The 18,092-nt window shown below is 71.4% G+C and carries 19 protein-coding genes; 14 read left to right on the forward strand and 5 right to left on the reverse strand.

Annotation, left to right across the window (positions count from 1 at the left end; genetic code table 11):
* Positions 1–6 precede the first annotated feature (6 nt).
* Positions 7–1,359, reverse strand: a complete 1,353-nt coding sequence (locus TU31_RS02105; RefSeq protein ID WP_042147964.1) for a M14 family metallopeptidase — start codon at positions 1,357–1,359, stop codon at positions 7–9.
* Between the two features lie 260 nt (positions 1,360–1,619).
* On the opposite strand from TU31_RS02105, the gene TU31_RS02110 reads away from it, so the two are divergent.
* Positions 1,620–2,495, forward strand: coding sequence for a S1 family peptidase (locus tag TU31_RS02110; protein WP_042147967.1), 876 nt, complete (start codon positions 1,620–1,622; stop codon positions 2,493–2,495).
* An 81-nt stretch (positions 2,496–2,576) separates the two neighbouring features.
* Here the strand turns inward: TU31_RS02110 and TU31_RS02115 are convergent, their stop codons facing one another.
* On the reverse strand, positions 2,577–3,587 hold the full coding sequence (locus TU31_RS02115; protein WP_042149819.1) for a chitinase: 1,011 nt from the start codon (positions 3,585–3,587) through the stop codon (positions 2,577–2,579).
* A 444-nt stretch (positions 3,588–4,031) separates the two neighbouring features.
* On the opposite strand from TU31_RS02115, the gene TU31_RS39010 reads away from it, so the two are divergent.
* The 12 genes from TU31_RS39010 to TU31_RS02175 all read left to right on the forward strand — a co-directional run bounded on the left by TU31_RS39010 (position 4,032) and on the right by TU31_RS02175 (position 14,921).
* Positions 4,032–5,792 carry a hypothetical protein gene (locus TU31_RS39010; protein ID WP_042147970.1) on the forward strand — a complete coding sequence of 587 codons (1,761 nt, stop codon included), beginning with the start codon at positions 4,032–4,034 and terminating at the stop codon, positions 5,790–5,792.
* Positions 5,793–5,924: 132 nt separating this feature from the next.
* A complete protein-coding gene (gene cpaB / locus TU31_RS02125; RefSeq protein ID WP_181018513.1) occupies positions 5,925–6,647 on the forward strand; it encodes a Flp pilus assembly protein CpaB in 723 nt (240 codons plus the stop codon).
* Between the two features lie 13 nt (positions 6,648–6,660).
* A complete protein-coding gene (locus TU31_RS02130) occupies positions 6,661–8,118 on the forward strand; it encodes a CpaE/TadZ family protein (protein ID WP_042147976.1) in 1,458 nt (485 codons plus the stop codon).
* Between the two features lie 3 nt (positions 8,119–8,121).
* Positions 8,122–8,505 carry a TadE/TadG family type IV pilus assembly protein gene (locus tag TU31_RS02135; protein ID WP_063770767.1) on the forward strand — a complete coding sequence of 128 codons (384 nt, stop codon included), beginning with the start codon at positions 8,122–8,124 and terminating at the stop codon, positions 8,503–8,505.
* Positions 8,502–8,954, forward strand: coding sequence for a TadE/TadG family type IV pilus assembly protein (locus tag TU31_RS02140; protein WP_042147978.1), 453 nt, complete (start codon positions 8,502–8,504; stop codon positions 8,952–8,954). Before TU31_RS02135 ends, TU31_RS02140 begins: the two co-directional genes overlap by 4 nt.
* Positions 8,951–10,291, forward strand: a complete 1,341-nt coding sequence (locus TU31_RS02145) for a TadA family conjugal transfer-associated ATPase (protein ID WP_042147980.1) — start codon at positions 8,951–8,953, stop codon at positions 10,289–10,291. Before TU31_RS02140 ends, TU31_RS02145 begins: the two co-directional genes overlap by 4 nt.
* Entirely contained in the window at positions 10,288–11,232 is a 945-nt protein-coding gene (locus TU31_RS02150; protein WP_042147983.1) for a type II secretion system F family protein, read from the forward strand. Before TU31_RS02145 ends, TU31_RS02150 begins: the two co-directional genes overlap by 4 nt.
* Before the next feature lie 14 nt (positions 11,233–11,246).
* Positions 11,247–12,140 (forward strand): DUF5936 domain-containing protein, encoded by an 894-nt coding sequence (locus tag TU31_RS02155; RefSeq protein ID WP_042147987.1) that lies wholly within the window; start codon positions 11,247–11,249, stop codon positions 12,138–12,140.
* Positions 12,141–12,721: 581 nt separating this feature from the next.
* Positions 12,722–12,886 (forward strand): membrane protein, encoded by a 165-nt coding sequence (locus tag TU31_RS39015; RefSeq protein WP_018089307.1) that lies wholly within the window; start codon positions 12,722–12,724, stop codon positions 12,884–12,886.
* A 17-nt stretch (positions 12,887–12,903) separates the two neighbouring features.
* Positions 12,904–13,629 (forward strand): pilus assembly protein TadG-related protein, encoded by a 726-nt coding sequence (locus tag TU31_RS02165; RefSeq protein ID WP_042147993.1) that lies wholly within the window; start codon positions 12,904–12,906, stop codon positions 13,627–13,629.
* A gap of 61 nt (positions 13,630–13,690) precedes the next feature.
* Positions 13,691–14,275, forward strand: coding sequence for a hypothetical protein (locus TU31_RS02170; protein WP_042147996.1), 585 nt, complete (start codon positions 13,691–13,693; stop codon positions 14,273–14,275).
* A 10-nt stretch (positions 14,276–14,285) separates the two neighbouring features.
* Positions 14,286–14,921, forward strand: coding sequence for an OmpA family protein (locus TU31_RS02175; protein ID WP_052718803.1), 636 nt, complete (start codon positions 14,286–14,288; stop codon positions 14,919–14,921).
* Here TU31_RS02175 and TU31_RS35765 read toward each other — a convergent pair.
* On the reverse strand, positions 14,899–15,477 hold the full coding sequence (locus TU31_RS35765; protein WP_158894224.1) for an RDD family protein: 579 nt from the start codon (positions 15,475–15,477) through the stop codon (positions 14,899–14,901). The two genes, TU31_RS02175 and TU31_RS35765, sit on opposite strands and share 23 nt — an antisense overlap.
* 106 nt (positions 15,478–15,583) lie before the next feature.
* On the reverse strand, positions 15,584–15,937 hold the full coding sequence (locus TU31_RS02185) for a DUF192 domain-containing protein (protein WP_042148000.1): 354 nt from the start codon (positions 15,935–15,937) through the stop codon (positions 15,584–15,586).
* 82 nt (positions 15,938–16,019) lie between these two features.
* On the opposite strand from TU31_RS02185, the gene TU31_RS02190 reads away from it, so the two are divergent.
* Positions 16,020–16,745, forward strand: coding sequence for a prepilin peptidase (locus TU31_RS02190; RefSeq protein ID WP_078885557.1), 726 nt, complete (start codon positions 16,020–16,022; stop codon positions 16,743–16,745).
* A 225-nt stretch (positions 16,746–16,970) separates the two neighbouring features.
* Here the strand turns inward: TU31_RS02190 and mgrA are convergent, their stop codons facing one another.
* Positions 16,971–18,002: an L-glyceraldehyde 3-phosphate reductase gene (gene mgrA / locus TU31_RS02195; RefSeq protein WP_042148006.1), complete on the reverse strand. Its 1,032-nt coding sequence runs from the start codon at positions 18,000–18,002 to the stop codon at positions 16,971–16,973.
* Positions 18,003–18,092: the final 90 nt, after the last annotated feature.

The following is an 18,092-nucleotide window of genomic DNA, read 5'->3' on the forward strand; positions in this document are numbered from 1 at the left end:
GTGCGGTCAGCTCCCCTTGCAGTACTGGCCTTCCTTGCCGATCGCCCGGTACGGGCAGTCGGCCAGTTCCAGTAGTTGCAGGACCGCCTCACGGTTGCGGGCGGTTTCCTTCGGGATCACCGAGTCCTTCGGGTAAAAGCCGCCGGAGCCGAACGAGGACGGATACATCTCGAAGGTGTACGCGAAGATGCGCTGGTCGCCCCAGAGCCAGTCGTCGATCGAACCGTCGGTGATGTACAGATCGCTGGACTGCTCGGGGGTGTAGCCGTTGGTGGCGGCCATGTTCTTGCCGATGGTGGCGAAGGCGTCGTGGTCGTCCTGGGTCATGCCCTCGCCGGTGTCGTCGTCGGTGAAGCCGAAGGGCCACAGCACCAGTTCGCTGTAGGTGTGGAAGTCGATGGCGGCCTTGATCTGCTGTTTGCCGCCGATGTTGCGGCCGTGGACGAACTTTGAGATCACCTGGACCTCGGGGGCGGAGGCGGGGGACTTGCCGCGGTAGGTCTCGGAGGAGGGGCTGGAGGAGGAGCCGCCGCAGCAGCCCCACTTGAAGTCCCAGTTGCGGTTGAGGTCGGTGCCCACGCTGCTGGACCCGGCGTTGGGCTGGCGGTTCTTGCGCCAGCTGCGGAAGGCACCGGAGGCGATGTCGTACTCGCCGCCGTCCGGGTTCAGATCCGGGATGATCCAGATCTCGCGGGAGTCGAGCATCTTGGTGATGCGGGGATCGGTCCCGTACTTCGAGGTGAACTCGTTGAGGAGGTAGAGGGACATCTCGACGGTGAGGTGTTCCCGGGCGTGCTGGTGGGCGGTGAAGAGGACCTCGGGCTCCTGCTCGTCCTTGGTGACGTTCTTGCTGAGTTTGAGAGCGAGGAGGTTGCGGCCCTCATGGGAGGTGCCGATGACCTGTTTGCTCAGGATGGCCGGGTACTTGGCGACGAGGGCGTCGATCTCCTTCGTGGCCTCGGCGTAGGTGTGGTACTTCGTGTAGCCGGTGGGGAAGTCCTTGACCCGGGGCTTGTGCGGGGACGGCGTGGCGAAGCCCGGTGGATCGGGCAACTTACGGAGTGCATGGCCCAGTTGACGGATTGCGGTGGCTTGGGCGCGGGTCGCGGTGATGACGACCGCGCGGGCGTGGACCTCGTCGATGCTGACGCCGGTCGCGGCCAGGGCGGTGCGCTCCGCACGGGTCGCGAGGCCCGTCACCTCGTATTGATGGGGGAGTTCGGCGCTCGCCGTGGAGTCGGCGGCGGGCCGGGCCGAAGGGGCGCCTTGCGCCTGTGCGGCGGCGATCGGGGCGGCGAGCGCGAGGGAGAGGAGTGCGGCGAGGACAGTGGTGCGTCCGCCGCGGATACGTGGTCGCATGCGGTCTCCTGTGGGGTGTGAGGCGAAGCGACGGCGTCAGTTTTGGCCTATGTCATGGCCGTGACAAGAGGTCGGGCGGCCATATGTGGGGCGCGCGGGAATCGGCCACCGGAATCGGCCACCGGAAGTGGCGAATCCCTCAACTTCCTCCTGAGCGGCGGAAATTGATTGCCAGACCGTGTCGAGTCGCCAACAATGCGCACGACAAAACCGAAGGCCTCCGCAAGGTCTTCGGTGACAGACGCTGAGAGGACCCCCACATGAACCGACCTCTCGTCGGCACCCTGGCCACGGCCGCACTGGGTGCCGCAACCCTGCTGGGCACCGTCGGAACGGCGCACGCCGCGCCGCAGGACGGTGCTCAGCACCCCACGCAGAAGAAGACCAAGGCGGTGGACTTCGCCGGCAGTGTCGCGCTGAGCAACTGCTCCGGCTCGGTCGTCCGGATGCCCGGATCCAAGCCGGAGGACCCGGCGCTGGTGATGTCCAACGGCCACTGCCTGGAAGGCGGTATGCCCGGCGCCGGCGAGGTCGTCGTCGACAAGCCGTCCAGCCGCAGCTTCACCCTGCTGGACAAGTCGGCCGGCAAGCTGGGCACGATCAAGGCCACCAAGGTCGCCTACGCCACGATGACCGACACCGATGTCTCGATCTACGAGACCGGGTCGACCTACGCCGAGATCGAGAAGAAGTACAAGATCAAGCCGTTGGAGCTGGCCACCGAGCACCCGGCCAAGGGCGCGAAGATCAGCATCGTCTCCGGCTACTGGAAGAAGATCTACTCCTGCGGCATCGACGGGTTCGCCTCCACCCTCAAGGAGGGCGAGTGGACCTGGAAGGACTCGGTCCGCTACACCCCGGAGTGCCAGATCATCGGCGGCACGTCCGGATCGCCGGTGGTCGACACCGCGACCGGCAAGGTCACGGCCGTCAACAACACCACCAACGAGAGCGGCGAGGAGTGCACTCTCAACAACCCCTGTGAGGTGGACGAGAACGGCAAGACCACGGTGCGCAAGGGCATCGGATACGCCCAGGAGACGTACCAGATACCGAAGTGCTTCGGCGACGGCAACAAGCTGGACCTGAACGCCGACGGCTGTGTGCTGCCGAAGCCGAAGGCCACGCGCCGGTGAGCTGAGGCAGGAGCCGCACCCCGGGTCCCGTGCACGAGGTGCGCGGGACCTGGGGCGTGGCCACGTGGTGCGGGGGCGCCGTTACGGAAGGCCGTGGACGTGCGCGCCCACCTGGTTCGCGAAGGCGCTGCCGTTGGCCGCGTCCCAGTTGGTGGACCAGGTCATCGCGCCACGGAGGCCCGGGTAGGTCCGGGAGGGCTTGAAGGAGCCGCAGTTGCTGCCCCGGGTGAGGCAGTCCAGCGCGGCGTTGACGACGGACGGGGCGACGTAGCCGCCGCCGGCCGCGCGGGCGGAGGCCGGTACGCCGATGCCGACCTGGGACGGGTCGAGCCCGCCTTCCAGCTGGATACAGGCGAGCGCGGTCAGGAAGTCGACCGTGCCCTGGGCGTAGACCTTGCCGTCGCAGCCGTTCATCGAACCGCTGTTGTAGTACTGCATGTTGACGGCGGTCAGGAAGTCCTTGATCCCGAGCGCCGTCTTGAAGTACTCGTTCTGCGGTGACTGCATATCGATGGTCTGCGGGGCCATGGTGACCACGACATCGCCGTGCCGGTCGTGCACGGACTTGAGCGCCTGGGTCATATAGGTCGAGTTGAGGCCGTTCTCCAGATCGATGTCGACGCCGTTGAAGCCGTACTCGTCCATCAGGCCGCTGACGGAGTCGGCGAAGTTCCGTGCGGAGGCGGCGTCGTTGACGGACACCGCGCCCCGCTCACCGCCGACGGAGAGGATCACCGACTTGCCGGCCGCCTGCTTCGCCTTGATATCTGCCTTGAATTCGTCGGTGGAGCCATAGCCGACGGCCGGGTCGAGACGGAAGGTGACCGCGCCGGGCTGCCCGGTCGCCTCGGCGAACGAGACCGCGATGATGTCGTAGGCGTCGTCGACATCCTTGAGTTTCTGCACCGTGGCGCCGTTGTCGAAGTTCTGCCAGTAGCCGGTGACCGCGTGCCGGGGGACGGCGGCGGTGGTGATGGCCGCGGCGGAGGGTGCCGGGGTGTGCGTCCCGGCCGCCTGGGCGGTGCTCGTCCCGACGAGGCCGGCCGTGGTCAGCACCGCGGCGGTGAGGCCGGCCAGCAGCCTCGCGGGCAGTTCGGCCGACGGCCGGTTTCCCGGCCCGTTCCCTGGCCCGTTCCCCGGCTCGGAATTCGGCCCGGAATTCGGCCCGGTGTTCGGCCCGTTACCCGGCCCGGTCTTCGGTCTTCCTGAGCGTGCGCGAACCACGACTGCCTCCGTGTGGGGGGAAGTTGGGGAGAGTGCGGATGCGTGTTCAGGGGCCCCTGTGCGTGCCGTACAACGTGGTCCAGACCAATCGCTCTGTCAAGAGTCCGGTCGGAAGCGGATGTTCCCGTGGGGGACGCTTGGCCGGTATCCGCCATTTCCCTGCGGGGTGATGGTCATGACGAGTAGCCCAGAACGTGTTCTCTGGGACGTATCTCTGTGGATAAAGTGCTGAGCGAATGGCGCCGATGGCGCAGAGCTGTGCCGATCCGCGGTCCCGGGACCCCCGGCGGCCGGAGGGAGTGGGGGAGCGACGTGCCGACCGCGATTGCAGTCACCAGCCCTGACCTCGCGCTGCCCGCGACCGACCGCCAGACCCTCGCCGCCGTCGTCCTTCAGGCCCCGCATCTCCAGCCGCTGGACGACGCCCTGACGGAGACCAGCGCGGTACTGGAACACCACGGCCATCTCGTCGTGCTGTACTCCTCCGTCTGCCCGCCGGAACACATCCGCCGGCTGCACACCCTCCGCGCCGTCCTGGAGAGCGACCGGATCGCCATCGTGCCGCTGTCCCTGCCGCCGCTGGGGGTCGCCTTACTGGCCCGTCAGCTGCGGCAGTTGTCGTTGTGCGATCTCAGCCCCGGGGTGCTGGCCAGCGCGGCCCGGCTGCTGACCCACTACATTCACGCCGGCGCCCTGCTGGGCAGCGTCAGCGGCCTGGACCGGGTCGAGGTCGATCTGCGCGCCCATATGAAGTCCTGGCTGCCCGGCGCGCACTTCGCGGTGCTGGCCCATCCCCAGCCGCAGTTGCTGCACCTGGACCGGCACAGCACCGAGGCCGGACTGCCCGCGCCCGGTTTCGCCACCCAACTCGCGGTCGCCCGCGGCCAGCTCACCTCGGAGTGGGTCACCGGCGCGCTCGCCCCGGGCTGGCAGGTGCAGGGGGTGTACGAGACCCGGCTGCCCGCCGAGTCCGCCCGGTGGTGGGGCACGCAGAAGCTGATCGAATTCGCGGCGGCCATACCGGATGTGTCGGTCCTCTATCAGCTGGTGACTTCCGTACGCCGCGAGGAGTGCGGCTGGTGCGGCCGGGAACTCCTCGGCGACCGCTGTGCGTTCTGCGCCGCCCCGCTGGCGAGGGAACGGGCGACGGGGGGTGGCGGCTCGGGCCAGGGGCCGGCGGCCATAGGCGGGCCGGCATCCCGGCAGGTGGGGGGCGCCGCTTCGGCTTCGGCTCCTGGGCCCTCGTCTGCTGCCGCTTCGGCTGCGGCTCCCGGGCCTTCTGCTGCTGCCGCTCCGGCTTCGGCTGCTCCTCCGGCCTCGCCCGTTCCTCCGGCTTCGGCCGCCGCGTCGTCACCGGGCGGCGGGGCGGCCGCCGCGCCCGCACCGGCTGCCCGGCCCGCACCGGCTGCCCGGCCCGCACCGGCTGCCCGGCCCGCACCGGCTCCCGGCCCGGACCGGCCCCAGCCCCGGGGCCAGGCCGCTGCCCCGATGCCCGCCCCGGCCCAGGCCCCCACGCCCGCCCCGGCGCCGACGCCCGCCCCCGCCCCGTCATCCGCCCAGACCCCGCCACCGCCACCGTCCCCCACGCCCGGACCCCCCACGCCCGGACCCCACACGCCCGCCCCCAACGCCCCGGCCCCCAACACCTTCGCCACCCCTGCCCCCTCCTCACCTCCGGCCGCTCAGGCCCCCTCTCCCTGGGAGGACGGCTCTCCTTGGGAGGGCGGCGCGTTCTCGCCGCCGGCGCCGTCGGGAGGGTCTGGTGCTCCCGCCGCACCCGGTGTGGTGGGTGTTTGGGGCGGCCGCCCCGGCGGTCGTGGTGAACCCGGGCAACTGGACGTACGCGGACCGGATCTCACGGCGGGCGGACCGGCCGTACCGGGGAACCCGTACGGGTCCGGCCGCCCCGTGCCGGGAAACCCCTACGCGTCCGACACCCCGCACGTCCCCGGCCAGTGGGACCTGCCCGGTCACCCCGACTTCGCCGCCCACCCCGATGCCGCCGGTCAGCCGGATCTCGCCGGCCGTCCGGACGTCCCCGGCACCCCGCGGACGGTGGCCCGCGTGCGCTGAGTCCGACCGGGCCGCCGTGGCCCCGCCCCTCCGGCCGGCCCCGTCGGCCGCCCCGCCGGGTCCCCGCCCGGTGACCGTCCACCCCGTCCCCCGCCCGCCCCTTCTCCCCGTCCCGATCGAGGTCCCTCCCCCATGAACTCACGCCAGCGCCGCGGAGTGATCCTGCTGCTCCTGTCGGTTCTCTGTGCGGTCGGCGCGTTCGTCGGCGTGCTGTCGGTGATCAAGAACGTCGAGTCCAAGGTCGGACCCGAGAAGACGGCGTACCGGCTGAAGACCGATGTCACGGCCTATAAAGAGCTGAATCCGGGGCAGTTCGAAAAGGTGCAGATGCCGCAGCGGTGGCTGCCGCCCACCGCCGTGACCGACCTGGACCAGGTCAGCGGCAAGATCGCGGTGACCCCGCTGAAGAAGGGGTCGCTGCTCCAAGACGACATGATCGTCGAGCGGCCCGCGCTGAAGGCCGGGCAGCAGGAGATCGCCATCATGATCGACGCCGCCACCGGTGTGGCCGGCAAGATCAACCCCGGTTCCCGGGTGAACATCTTCGCCACGTTCGAGGGCAAGCGCCCCGAGGACAAGCCGGTCTCCAAGGTCATCGTCGCGGGCGCCCAGGTCATCGACGTCGGCAAGCTGACGCCCCTGGAGGCCAAGGACCCGGGCGACAACACCACCGCCAACAGCCGGCAGGCCGGTGAGGCCGTCCCGATCACCTTCGCGCTGAACACCCAGGACGCCCAACGGGTCGCCTACGCCGAGTCCTTCGCCTCCCACGTACGGCTCGCCCTGCTCGCCCCCGGCAACGAGAACGCCATACCGCCCGGCCAGCGCAGCTACACCCTCGACGGCGACAAGTGACCCGGAGCCTCAGGTGACCATCCGCATCCTCCCGGCCATCGGTGACCCCGACGCCGCCCGCGCCGTGTCCTCGCTGCTCCACCAGCTGCCGGACGCCGAACCAGCGCCCACGGTCGGGGACTCCGCCGCACTGCTCCACGCGCTGGCCGGCGCCGCCGCCCAAGGAGCCGGCGCGGCGGCCGCGGGTGCCCCGCCCGCCGCGGGCCAGCCGTCCGCCGTGGAGGCGCTTCCCGAGGTCGTGCTCGTCCACGAGCGGATCGGGCCGACGCCGGCGCTGGAGCTGATCCGTGAGGTGGCGCTGCGCTTTCCCGCCGTCGGCGTCGTACTGATCACCACGGACGCCGGACCCGCGCTGTTCTCCGCGGCGATGGACGCCGGGGCCCGGGGCATCGTCGGCATGCCGCTCGGCTACGACGAGCTGGCCGCCCGGGTGCAGGCCGCCGCGCAGTGGTCGGCGGGCGTCCGGGTCCACCTGGGGGGCAGCCCGGAGGCGGCCCCCGGGCCGGCCGGCACGCTGGTGACCGTGACGGGCGCCAAGGGCGGGGTCGGCACCACCGTCACCGCGGTGCAGCTGGCGCTGGCGGCGCGGGCCGCGGGCCGCAGCGTCGCGCTGGTGGACCTGGACCTCCAGTCCGGTGACGTGGCCTCCTATCTGGACGTCCAGTTCCGCCGCTCGATCGTCGATCTGGCGGGCATCCAGGACATCTCCGTACGGGTCCTCCAGGACGCCGTGCACGACCACCACACCGGACTCGGCCTGCTGCTGGCGCCCGAGGAGGGCGAACGCGGGGAGGAGGTCGACGACCGGGCGGCCCGGCAGATCATCGGCGCACTGCGCTCCCGCTACGAGGTCGTGCTGGTCGACTGCGGCTCCCAGATGCAGTCCGCCAATGCCGCGGCCGTCGAACTCGCCGATCTGGCACTGCTGGTGACCACCCCGGACGTGGTGGCCGTACGGGCCGCCAAACGGCAGGTCCGGCTGTGGGACCGGCTCCAGATCCGTAAGGCGGAGGACACCACGACGGTGGTCAACCGCCTCACCCGGAACACCGAGATCCAGCCGCCGCTGGTCGCCAAGGCCACCGGCACCCAGGTCGCCCGGACCCATGTGCCGGCCGCCTTCAAGGAGCTCCAGCCCTGCGTCGACGCGGGCCGGATGCAGGATCTGGACAACCGGTCCACGGTCAAGCAGGCACTGTGCGCGCTGGCCGGTGAACTCGGCCTGGTCGACTCGCCGTCCGTACGGCAGGGCCGCGGCAGTCACCGGGCCCGCCCGACGCTGACCGGGCGCAAGCGCAAGGCCATAACGCCGGGGGCGGCTCCCGGTTCCGGGGGAGTTCCGGGTCAGGCATCGGGGTCGGCCTCCGGGGCGGGGCAGGGCCCCGGCCCCCGGTTCGGTGTGCGGCGGGGATCAGCGGCGGCGGCCGGCCCCGGACCGTTCGATCCGTCCGGCCCGTACGAGGAGGGCTGAGCGGTGCGGCGCCCGCTGGGCGGCGACGACCGGGGGCAGGTGGCCGTGGAGTTCATGGGGTTGCTCCCGCTGATCCTGCTGGTCCTCGCCCTGCTCTGGCAGTTGGTGCTGGTCGGCTACACCTACTCGCTCGCCGCGCACTCCGCCGACCGCGGCGCACGGGCCGCCACCGCCACCGAGGGCGGCGGTGCCGGCGCCTGCCGCACCGCCGCCGAGGACCAGCTGCCCAGTTCCTGGCGCGCGGGCGCCTCGGCCTCCTGCGGAACGGAGTCGGGCCTGTGGAAGGCAACCGTACGGATCAAGGTCCCGGTGCTCTTCCCCGGCGCCGGCAACTACCCGTGGACCGTCACCGGCTCGGCCGGCGCCGCGAAGGAGGAGACCGGGTGAGCGCCGTACGCCGGCCCGCCCGGCTCCGTGGCCACGGCCGCGACCGGGGCCAGGTCTCCATCGAATTCCTCGGCTTCCTGCCGATCCTGCTGGTCGTCGGGCTCGCCGTGGTCCAGCTCGGCCTGGCCGCCTACACCGTCCAGCAGGCCGGGACCGGAGCGCGCGCCGCGGCCCGTACCGCCTCGATGGACGAGGCCGACCGGGAGACCGGCCCGCAGGCCGCCGGGCGGTCCGCGATGAGCGGCTGGGTCGCGGACCGCGCGACGATCTCGGTGGGCGGCGGGGGCGCCGAGGTCAGCGCGACGGTGCGGGTAGCGATCCCCTCGGTCATCCCCGGCGTCGGCAGCCTCGGTACCGCCAGCCGCACCGCCACCATGCCCCGCCCGCAGGAACCCGGCGCACTGGGCCTGCGCGCCGCGGACACGTACGAAGGAGCACCCCCGCGATGAGCCTGAAAGCCCGGATCGTCGCACCCGAACCGGCCGGTGAGGCGCGCGAGGACAGCCATATGGTCGCCGTCTACCGCGCCAAGCTGCTCGAAGAGATCGACCTCGCCGAGATGTCCTCGCTTGCCGCGGCCGAGCGCCGCTCGCGGCTGGAGCGGGTGCTGGGCCACATCATCAGCCGTGAGGGCCCGGTCCTGTCCACCGCCGAACGCGCCCAGCTGATCCGCCGGGTGGTGGACGAGGCGCTGGGCCTGGGGGTGCTGGAGCCGCTGCTGGAGGACGCCTCGATCACCGAGATCATGGTCAACGGCCCGGACCAGGTGTACGTCGAGCGGGCCGGCCGGGTCGAGCTGCTGCCCGTCCGCTTCGCCTCGCACGAGCAGCTGATGCAGACCATCGAGCGGATCGTCTCCACCGTCAACCGGCGCGTGGACGAGTCCAATCCGATGGTCGACGCCCGGCTGCCGTCCGGCGAACGCGTCAATGTCATCATCCCGCCGCTCGCGCTGAACGGCGCCACCCTCACCATCCGCCGCTTCCCCCGCGCCTACACCCTCGCCGAACTCATCGGCATGGGCACGCTCGACGAGCAGATGCTGATGCTGCTGGCGGGGCTGGTGCGGGCCAAGTTCAATGTGGTGGTCTCGGGTGCCACGGGTGCGGGCAAGACCACCCTCCTCAACGCGCTGTCCGGCCTGATCCCGGACGGGGAGCGGATCATCACCGTCGAGGACGCCGCCGAACTCCAGCTCCAGCAGAGCCATGTCATCCGGCTGGAGTCCCGGCCGCCCAACGTCGAGGGCAAGGGCCGGATCACCATCCGCGACCTGGTCCGCAACTCCCTGCGGATGCGCCCCGACCGCATCATCGTCGGCGAGGTGCGCGGCGGCGAGACCCTCGACATGCTCCAGGCGATGTCGACCGGCCACGACGGCTCGCTGGCCACCGTGCACGCCAACAGCGCCGAGGACGCCCTGATGCGGCTCCAGACCCTGGCGTCCATGTCCGACGTCAAGATCCCCTTCGAGGCGCTGCGGGACCAGATCAACAGCGCCGTCGACTGCCTCGTCCAGCTCACCCGGCACGCCGACGGCTCCCGCCGGATCAGCGAGATCGCCATCCTCGACTCGCGCGGCCACGAGGACTACCGGATCGCCACGGTCTGCCGCTTCGACGCCGAACCGATGGGCGCCGACCGCATCGTGCACGGCCGCTTCCGCTACTTCCCGCTGCCGCGCCGGGTCGCCGAACGCCTCTTCATGGCGAGCGAGCCCACCCCGCCCGCCTTCGGCGTCGCCACCCACGACGCCCAACTCGCCACCCGGAAGGCCCACTCATGACCGGCGGGAACGACCTCGCCCTGCTCGCCATCGGCGCCACGCTGCTGTGCGGGCTGCTCGCGATCGCCGGCGTCCGGACCTACGCGGCCGGGCGCGCCCAGCGGCAGGCCGTCGTCGACCGGCTGGCCGACGAGCGCGGACTGCCGGTGACCGGGCGGCGCCGCTTCCCGTCCGTCGACCGGGCGCTGCGCGGCACCCGCTTCGGCCGGCGCCTCGAACTGCGGCTGACCGCCACCGGCCTGGACGTCACCCCCGGCGAGTTCGTCGTCTACATGCTGGGCACGGTCCTCGCGCTGTGGCTGGTCGCCCAGGCCACCCTCGCCCCGTTCTTCGGCCCGATCGCCGCGCTGGTCGCCATCTGGGGGGCGTTCGCCTTCCTCAACTGGCAGCGGCAGAAGCGCATCGAGAAGTTCATCAACCAGCTGCCCGAACTCTCCCGGATCCTCGCCAACGCCACCCAGGCCGGACTCGCGCTGCGGACGGCGCTGGGCATGGCGGCCGAGGAGCTGGAGGCACCGGCCGGTGAGGAGCTGGCGAAGGTCTCCGACAAGCTCTCGGTCGGCCACTCCATCGACGAGGCGCTCGGCGAGCTGGCCGAACGCCTGCCGTCCCGGGAACTCGTCGTGCTCGTCACCACCCTGGTGCTCGCCAACCGCGCCGGCGGCACCGTCGTCGGCTCGCTGCGCAACCTCACCAAGACCCTGGAGGAGCGCAAGGAGACCCGCCGGGAGGTCCGCACCCAGCTCTCCCAGGTGGTGGTCACCGCCTATGTCGTCCCGCTGCTCGGTATCGGCACCCTGCTGCTGATGAACCGGATCGCCCCGGGCGCCATCGACCGGATGACCTCCTCCTTCCTCGGCCAGCTCGCGGTCGTGGTGGCCTTCGCCCTCTACGGGCTCGGGTTCTTCTTCATCCGCCGCCTCTCCAAGATCGACGTCTAGGTATCGGTATCGCCATGGCACTCGGAATCCTGCTGGCCCTCGCCTTCGCCCTCTCGGTCGCCGGTATCTGCTGCGGTATCGCGCTCTACCGGCGCGAGGCCCGGCTGCCGCCCGACCTGGCGCTGTCCCTGGAGGTCGGCGCGACCCGCACCACGGCCGTCGGTTCGGCGGTGGACCGCGCCGGGATGCGGTACGCGCCGCTGGTGCTGCGGCTGATGGGCGGCAAGCGCACCGCCCGGGTCCGCCGGCGGATCGACCTGGCGGGCAATCCGGGCGGGCTGACCGTCGACCGGTACGCCGCCCGCCGCGCCGTGTACGGGGCCCTCGGCCTCTTCGGCGCCCTGGTGATGTTTCTGCGCGGGCAGCCGCTGCTCGGCGTGCTGATGGTGCTCTTCGGTCTTTTCTGGACCGAGGTCGGCATCTGGGCCGCCATCCGTCAGCGCAAGGACACCATCGAGCGCACCCTTCCGGACTTTCTGGATGTGCTGGCCGTCGTGGTCAGCGCCGGTCTGGGCTTCCGTCAGGCGCTGGACCGGGTCGCGGAGAAGTACGAGGGGCCGTGGGCGGATGAACTCCGGATCACCCTGCGGCAGATGGACATGGGCGTCAGCCGCCGGGCGGCCTTCGAGGAACTGCGCAAACGCAATGACTCCGAACAGGTCGCCCAGTTCGTCACCGCCCTCCAGCAGGGCGAGGAGCTGGGCTCGCCGATCGTCGAGACGCTGATCCAGATCGCCGACGACATGCGCCGGACCGACGCCCAGAACGCCCGGCGCCGGGCCGCCCGTGCGGTACCCAAGGCCACCATGGTCGTCACCACCTTTATGGTTCCGGCCACGATGATCCTGCTCATCGCCGGGTTCTTCCTCGGCTCGGGCACCAACTTCGGCTCGCTGATGGGAAGGTGACCCGTCGCACGCAGCCCGGCACCGGCCCGGCCCGCGCCCGTCCGGAGCCACGGGACCGAGCCCGGCGGACCCGTCCCGGCCGCCCCCGGCGCGCCGCCCGCCCGGCTCCCGGTGGCCTGCTGCGCCGGCACCCGTCACGACGGCCGCCGCTTCGGGCCGTCCTTGCGGTTGCACATCCGGGCCCGTCCGGCCGACAGCGGCCCGTACTCGGCCGGATGAGTGCGTTACCGGCCCGGCTTCCCGTCAACTCCTTCGCAACAGCAACGAGTTGTGTCACAGTGGGTGGGCGGATGGTTGCGCTCGCACTATGGTGCGGAAGGACCGTCCGGTCTGCATGGGTAACGGAACGGGGCACGGTCCCGGAGGGGGAGCGGGGGTGGATAGGGTGCGACTGAGTGGCCGAAAGACGCCGTTGTGCCTGTCATCCGGGTTCCCGAATGAGGATGGGATACGGATTCCCTGTTCCGGGCACACGGTTCCGGCGTACTTTTCTGGTGTCGTGAGCGCGGCCGACCGCGCCGGCACCACGGGGACAGACCAGCCGGACCAGAGCGGTACGGCCGCCCATGGAGGGGAAGACGATGGCGAAGCGGATTTTGGGGAACGACCGGGGACAGACCTCGATCGAGTACCTCGGCATCATCGCGGTGGTCGTGGCGATCGTCCTGGTCCTGTCGACCACGGACTTCGGCAGCCAGATCGCGAACGCCATCGCCAACAAGATCTCCGACGTCGTCGGCATTTAGCCCGCACCGCCACCGCCGTGCCGGCCACGCTCACACACCGCCGCCGGCGCGACGAAGGGCAGGCCTTCCCGCTCTACATCGTCGCGGTCGGGGGCCTGCTCTTCCTCGCGCTCGCCTTCTTCGCCGTCGGGCAGGCGGCGGCCACCCGCAACGGTGCGCAGACCGCCGCCGACGCGGCAGCCCTCGCCGCCGGCCAGAAGTACCGCGAACTGCTGCGCAAGAGCGTGCTCGACGGCCTCCGCGACGGCAGTTACCAAACCGATCCGACGGCCTGGGAAGAGCTGCTGAACGGGCGCGGCGCCCCGTCCGGGGCGGCCTGCGAGAGCGCGGGCTGGTTCGCCGGACGCAATGGCGCCGAGCTCTCCGGCCCGCGCTGCACCCCCGACTCCTGGCCCACCTCGTTCGCCGTCCAGGTCACCACTCGCAACCCCGTAGGGGATTCCGTCATCCCGGCGACCAGCCGCAAGCATGCGTCGGCCGAGGCGAAGTCCGTGGTCGGTCCCCGCTGCACCCTCGACCCCGCCACGGACGACACCGGCGGTACGGGCGACACCGGCGGTACGGGCGACGAGGGCGGCAAGGACAAGGGCGGCAAGGACAAGGGCGGCAAGGACGAGGGCGGCAAGGACGAGGACGCCCCCGTCGAGATCACCTGCGACGGCACCCGCTGGACGCTCGACCCCCGCCACCTGGAGGAACTGCCCGACGCCGCCGACCTGTTCTCCGTACGCCTCGCCCATTGACCGCCCGCACCCGACCACCCCCCTTGAGACGACCAGACGACGATCAAAGGAATCGCATCCCATGAGCATTCGGCGCACCACGAAGGCCGCCAGGGGAGCGGTCGCCATGGCGAGCGCTGTCGGCCTTGCGCTCGTCGTGGCCGGCTGCGGTGGTGACAGCGGCGGTGCGAAGGCGTCGGACGGCGACAAGCCACCGGCCCGCAGCACCGCCCCCAAGGACAGCGGCCCCGGCGCCCCGGCGGCCGACTCCGACAAGGTGATCGGCGAGATGAAGGGGCCGGACGGCGTGGTGGTCACCCTGCACTCCGTGGTCCGGGACTCCGGCGGCTTCGTCACCGTCAACGGCACGGTCACCAACCGTGGCACCCGCGCCTTCAACGCCATCGACTGGCGCTCCAACGAGACCGAGCTGCGGTCCCGTTCCTCGATCTCCGGGGCGACCCTCGTCGACAAGGCGGGCAAGAAGCGCTATCTGGTGCTGCGCGACACCAACGGCGAATGTCTGTGCACGACCGGCCTCAGCGGGCTGATGCCGGGTGCCAGCCGCCCGGTCTTCGCGCAGTTCCCGGCGCCGCCGGCCAAGGTCACCGAGGTCGATTTCCAGCTGCCGACCCTGCCGCCGGCCAGCGTGCGGATCACGGACTGATCGGGCACCGATGACCGTGACCCAGATGCCCCGAGGACGCCGGGTGCGCCGAGCGCCCCGGAGCGCCGCCACCGCCGCCGTCGCGCTGCTGCTCACCGCGGCGCTGACGGTCCCCGTCGCCCATGCCGATCCGCCGGGTGTGACCGAGGACTCCAGCCCGCCGGTGCACATCGACAGCGACGACCCCGACCTGCGGATGGTCCAGGGCGCCAAGCTCGCCCCGTCCAAGGTCCTCAACATCAAGTCGATCGTCGAGGCGGACGACGGCTCCGAGCGCCGCCAGGACACCAACGACAATGTGACCTTCGCGCTCCAGGCCGAGGTCCTCTTCGGCAAGGACAGCGCCGATCTGTCGTCGGACGCGCTGTCCCGTATCGGCACCATCGCGTCGGAGATCAAGAAGCAGAACGCCACCAAGCTGCGGGTCTTCGGCTTCACCGACAATCTGGGCTCGGCGGGCCACGGCCTGATGCTGTCCAAGAAGCGCGCCAACGCCGTCCAGCAGGAGCTGGCCAAGGACCTCGGCTCGTCCGTCAGTTTCGAGATCCGCGGCTACGGCGAGCAGTACCCGATCGCCGACAACGGCACCGAGGAAGGCCGCAAGAAGAACCGCCGGGTCGAGGTCAGCTTCCCGCGGGCCTCGTGACCGGGGCCGCGGCGGCCACCGGGGCCGGCCGCATCCGGCGACGGATGACCAAGCTGCCGACCACCTTGTCGTGCAGACACTGACGGAGCCCGTCCCAGAGGCAGTTCAGCGGGTCCAGCAGGGAGAGCACCGGCACCAGCCACATCCCCAGATGGGCCAGATGCCGTCCCAGGGCGGCCCCGTAGGAGAGCGGGCCCCCGTCGGCGAGCCGTACGACGCTCAGTCCGCACAGGAGCTTGCCCGGGGTGCCGCCGCAACGGGCCGTCATCAGCGGCGAGTAGAGAAAGAGCAGGGCCACGGTCACCAGGGCCGTGAGGTGGAAGGGCGCGTTGTCCCGGGTGCCGCCGAAGGTGACGACCAGGTCGGCGCCGGCGGTGACCAGGAACAGGACACCGAAGGCGAACACGATGTCGAGGAGCAGGGCGAGCAGCCGCAGCCCCTGGTTGCCGAGGACACCCGGGGCCGGCCCCCGGTGCGCCAGAGGCGCGGGGTAGGCGGGGGCGACGGGGAGCCCGGGGCCGGCGGGAGGTATGTGCTCTGGGGGTGTCGCGTTCATGCCGCGCATGTGACCATTCCGGCCCGCCCGGCGGCAACTCGACACCGGCACGGGCCCGTTGCCCCCGCACCCCGAGCCCTGGCCCCGGGCCGCGCGCCGGCCGCCCTCACCGGCGGGGTTCGACGCCCAGGCGCAGTCCGGGACGCAGCCCCCAGCGCGCCATCGCACCGGCCTCCGCCTCCAGGACGTGCCGGGCGCGGAGCCGGGGGAGCCCCAGCCGCCCCGGGCGCATGGTGCGTACGGCCAGCACGGTGAAGTCCCGGCTCAGATAGGCGACATCGATCGCGAACCGCATCCGGAAGGTGTGCACCCCGCTCGCCGGGGTGAGCAGCAGCGCCCCCTCGATACCGTCCCGCCCCAACAGCCCGCGGCCCCGCGCCCGGTAGGACGCCGCGATCTCCACCGGAATACCGCTCGCCGCCCCGTACAGGACCCCCGCACCGTTCTCCCAACGCGCCATGCGCAGCGTTCTATCAGCTCCCGCACTCCGTCTTTCCCGGCGGACCGCAGCCGGGCGCCTCTAGGCTCGGCGCGTGTCCGTGATGCTGATGTTTCTCGCCGCCGCTTACGGGACCGCGGCCGGGCTGCTGATACCGCGGCCCGTCCACCGGATGGCCGTCGAGCCCGGGGAGGAGTGGCGCGCGGTCTGTCCCGGGGGGCATCCGATCACCGGGCCGGCCCGGGGCTGGCTGGGGCGCGGGCGCTGCCCGGACTGCGGGGCGTACGGGCCGGGCCCGCTGCCCACGGCGGCGGTCACCGCGCTGGTCTGCGTGATCCTGGCGGCGGCCACCGGGCCCCGGCCGGAACTCGTCGCCTGGCTGGTCATGGCACCGGTCGCGGTGCTGCTGGCCGCCGTCGACTGGCGGGCCCGGCGCCTCCCGGACGTGCTGACGCTGCCGCTCGCGGTGGCGGGCGCGGCGCTGCTGGGGCCCGTCGGCTGGCTGACGGGGGAGACCGGGGCGTGGCGGCGGGCCCTGCTGGGCGGGCTGTTCCTCGGCGCCTTCTACCTCCTGCTCTACGTCGTGAACCCACGGGGCATCGGGCTGGGCGACGTCAAGCTCGCGGTCGGGCTGGGGATCGCCCTTGGGTGGTACGGCTGGCGCACCCTCGTCACGGGCGGCGCAGCGGGGGTGCTGCTCGGTGCGCTCTACGGCGCGGGGCTGCTGCTCGTACGGCGCGAGGCGCGGAAAGCGGCCATGCCCCTGGGGCCCTTCATGATCATCGGGGCGTTCTGCGGGCTGCTCCCCGGCGCCGCCGCGGCGGCCTGACCCACCGCGGGCCGGAGCCTTTGGGAGCCCCCGACCCGCCGCGGCCACGCCGGTGCACGCAGCACCCCTCCCGCGGGGTTATGGTGGAAACCCCCCCTCGGGCCGGTCCGTATCCCCCCCCACGGACCGGCCCGCTTTTTGTCCGGGGCACGGGGAACCCCGTGACCAGCCACGATGCGGCCGCGGCCGCACGGCGGCACCCCGCGCCGCGAGCGCGCGGAGCGCTCAGCGGCGGGCCCAGATGTTCACGCCGTCCGTGGTCCTGGCGAACTCGTCGATCTCGGCCAGCTCGGCCTCCGTGATCGCGGGGCCGTCGAGGGCCGCGATATTGGCCTCCAGCTGGGCGACGCTGCTGGCGCCGATCAGGGCGGAGGTCATCCGCTCGTCGCGCAGCACCCAGCCCAGGGCGAGCTGCGCCAGTGACTGGCCACGGCGGGCGGCGATCTCATTGAGGCCCCGGAGCCGGCGTACGACGTCGTCGGACAGCAGATTCGGGTCCAGCGACTTGCCCTGGGCGGCGCGCGAGCCCTCGGGGACGCCGTGCAGATATTTGTCCGTCAGCATGCCCTGCGCGAGTGGCGCAAAAGAGATGCAGCCCATGCCCTCCGCTTCGAGGGTGTCCAGCAGCAGATCGTCCTCGGTCCAGCGGTTGATCATCGAGTACGAGGGCTGGTGGATCAGCGCCGGTACGCCCATCGCGCGCAGGATGCCGGCCGCGTCCCGGGTCTGCTCGGCGTTGTACGAGGAAATCCCGACATACAGGGCCTTGCCCTGCTGGACGGCGGACGCCAGCGCGCCCATCGTCTCCTCCAGCGGGGTGTCCGGATCGAAGCGGTGCGAGTAGAAGATATCGACGTAATCGACGCCCATCCGCTTCAGGGACGCATCCAGCGATGAGAGGAGATATTTCCGTGAACCCCATTCGCCGTAGGGGCCGGGGTGCATCAGATATCCGGCCTTCGTCGACAGAATCATCTCGTCGCGGTAGCCGCGGAAGTCCTGTGCAAAGATCTTTCCGAAGTTGAGCTCGGCGGACCCGGGTGGCGGACCGTAGTTGTTGGCCAGATCGAAGTGGGTGACGCCCAGGTCGAAGGCGCGGCGCAGGATGGCGCGCTGGGAGCTCAGGGTGCGGTCGTCCCCGAAGTTGTGCCAGAGTCCAAGGGAGATAGCGGGGAGTTTGAGTCCACTGCGACCCGTTCGCCGGTACTTCATCGAGTCGTAGCGGGATTCCGCCGCACGGTAGTCGGTGCCAGTCATGCTCATCTCCCTATCACGTACTTGTGACCTACCTGATTGGGCTGTCGAGACAGCCGAGAAGTAAAGTTGCCCACTTGAGGCGACGGGGCG

Origin of the sequence: Streptomyces lydicamycinicus (assembly GCF_000829715.2) — a bacterium.
Classification (GTDB): domain Bacteria; phylum Actinomycetota; class Actinomycetes; order Streptomycetales; family Streptomycetaceae; genus Streptomyces; species Streptomyces lydicamycinicus.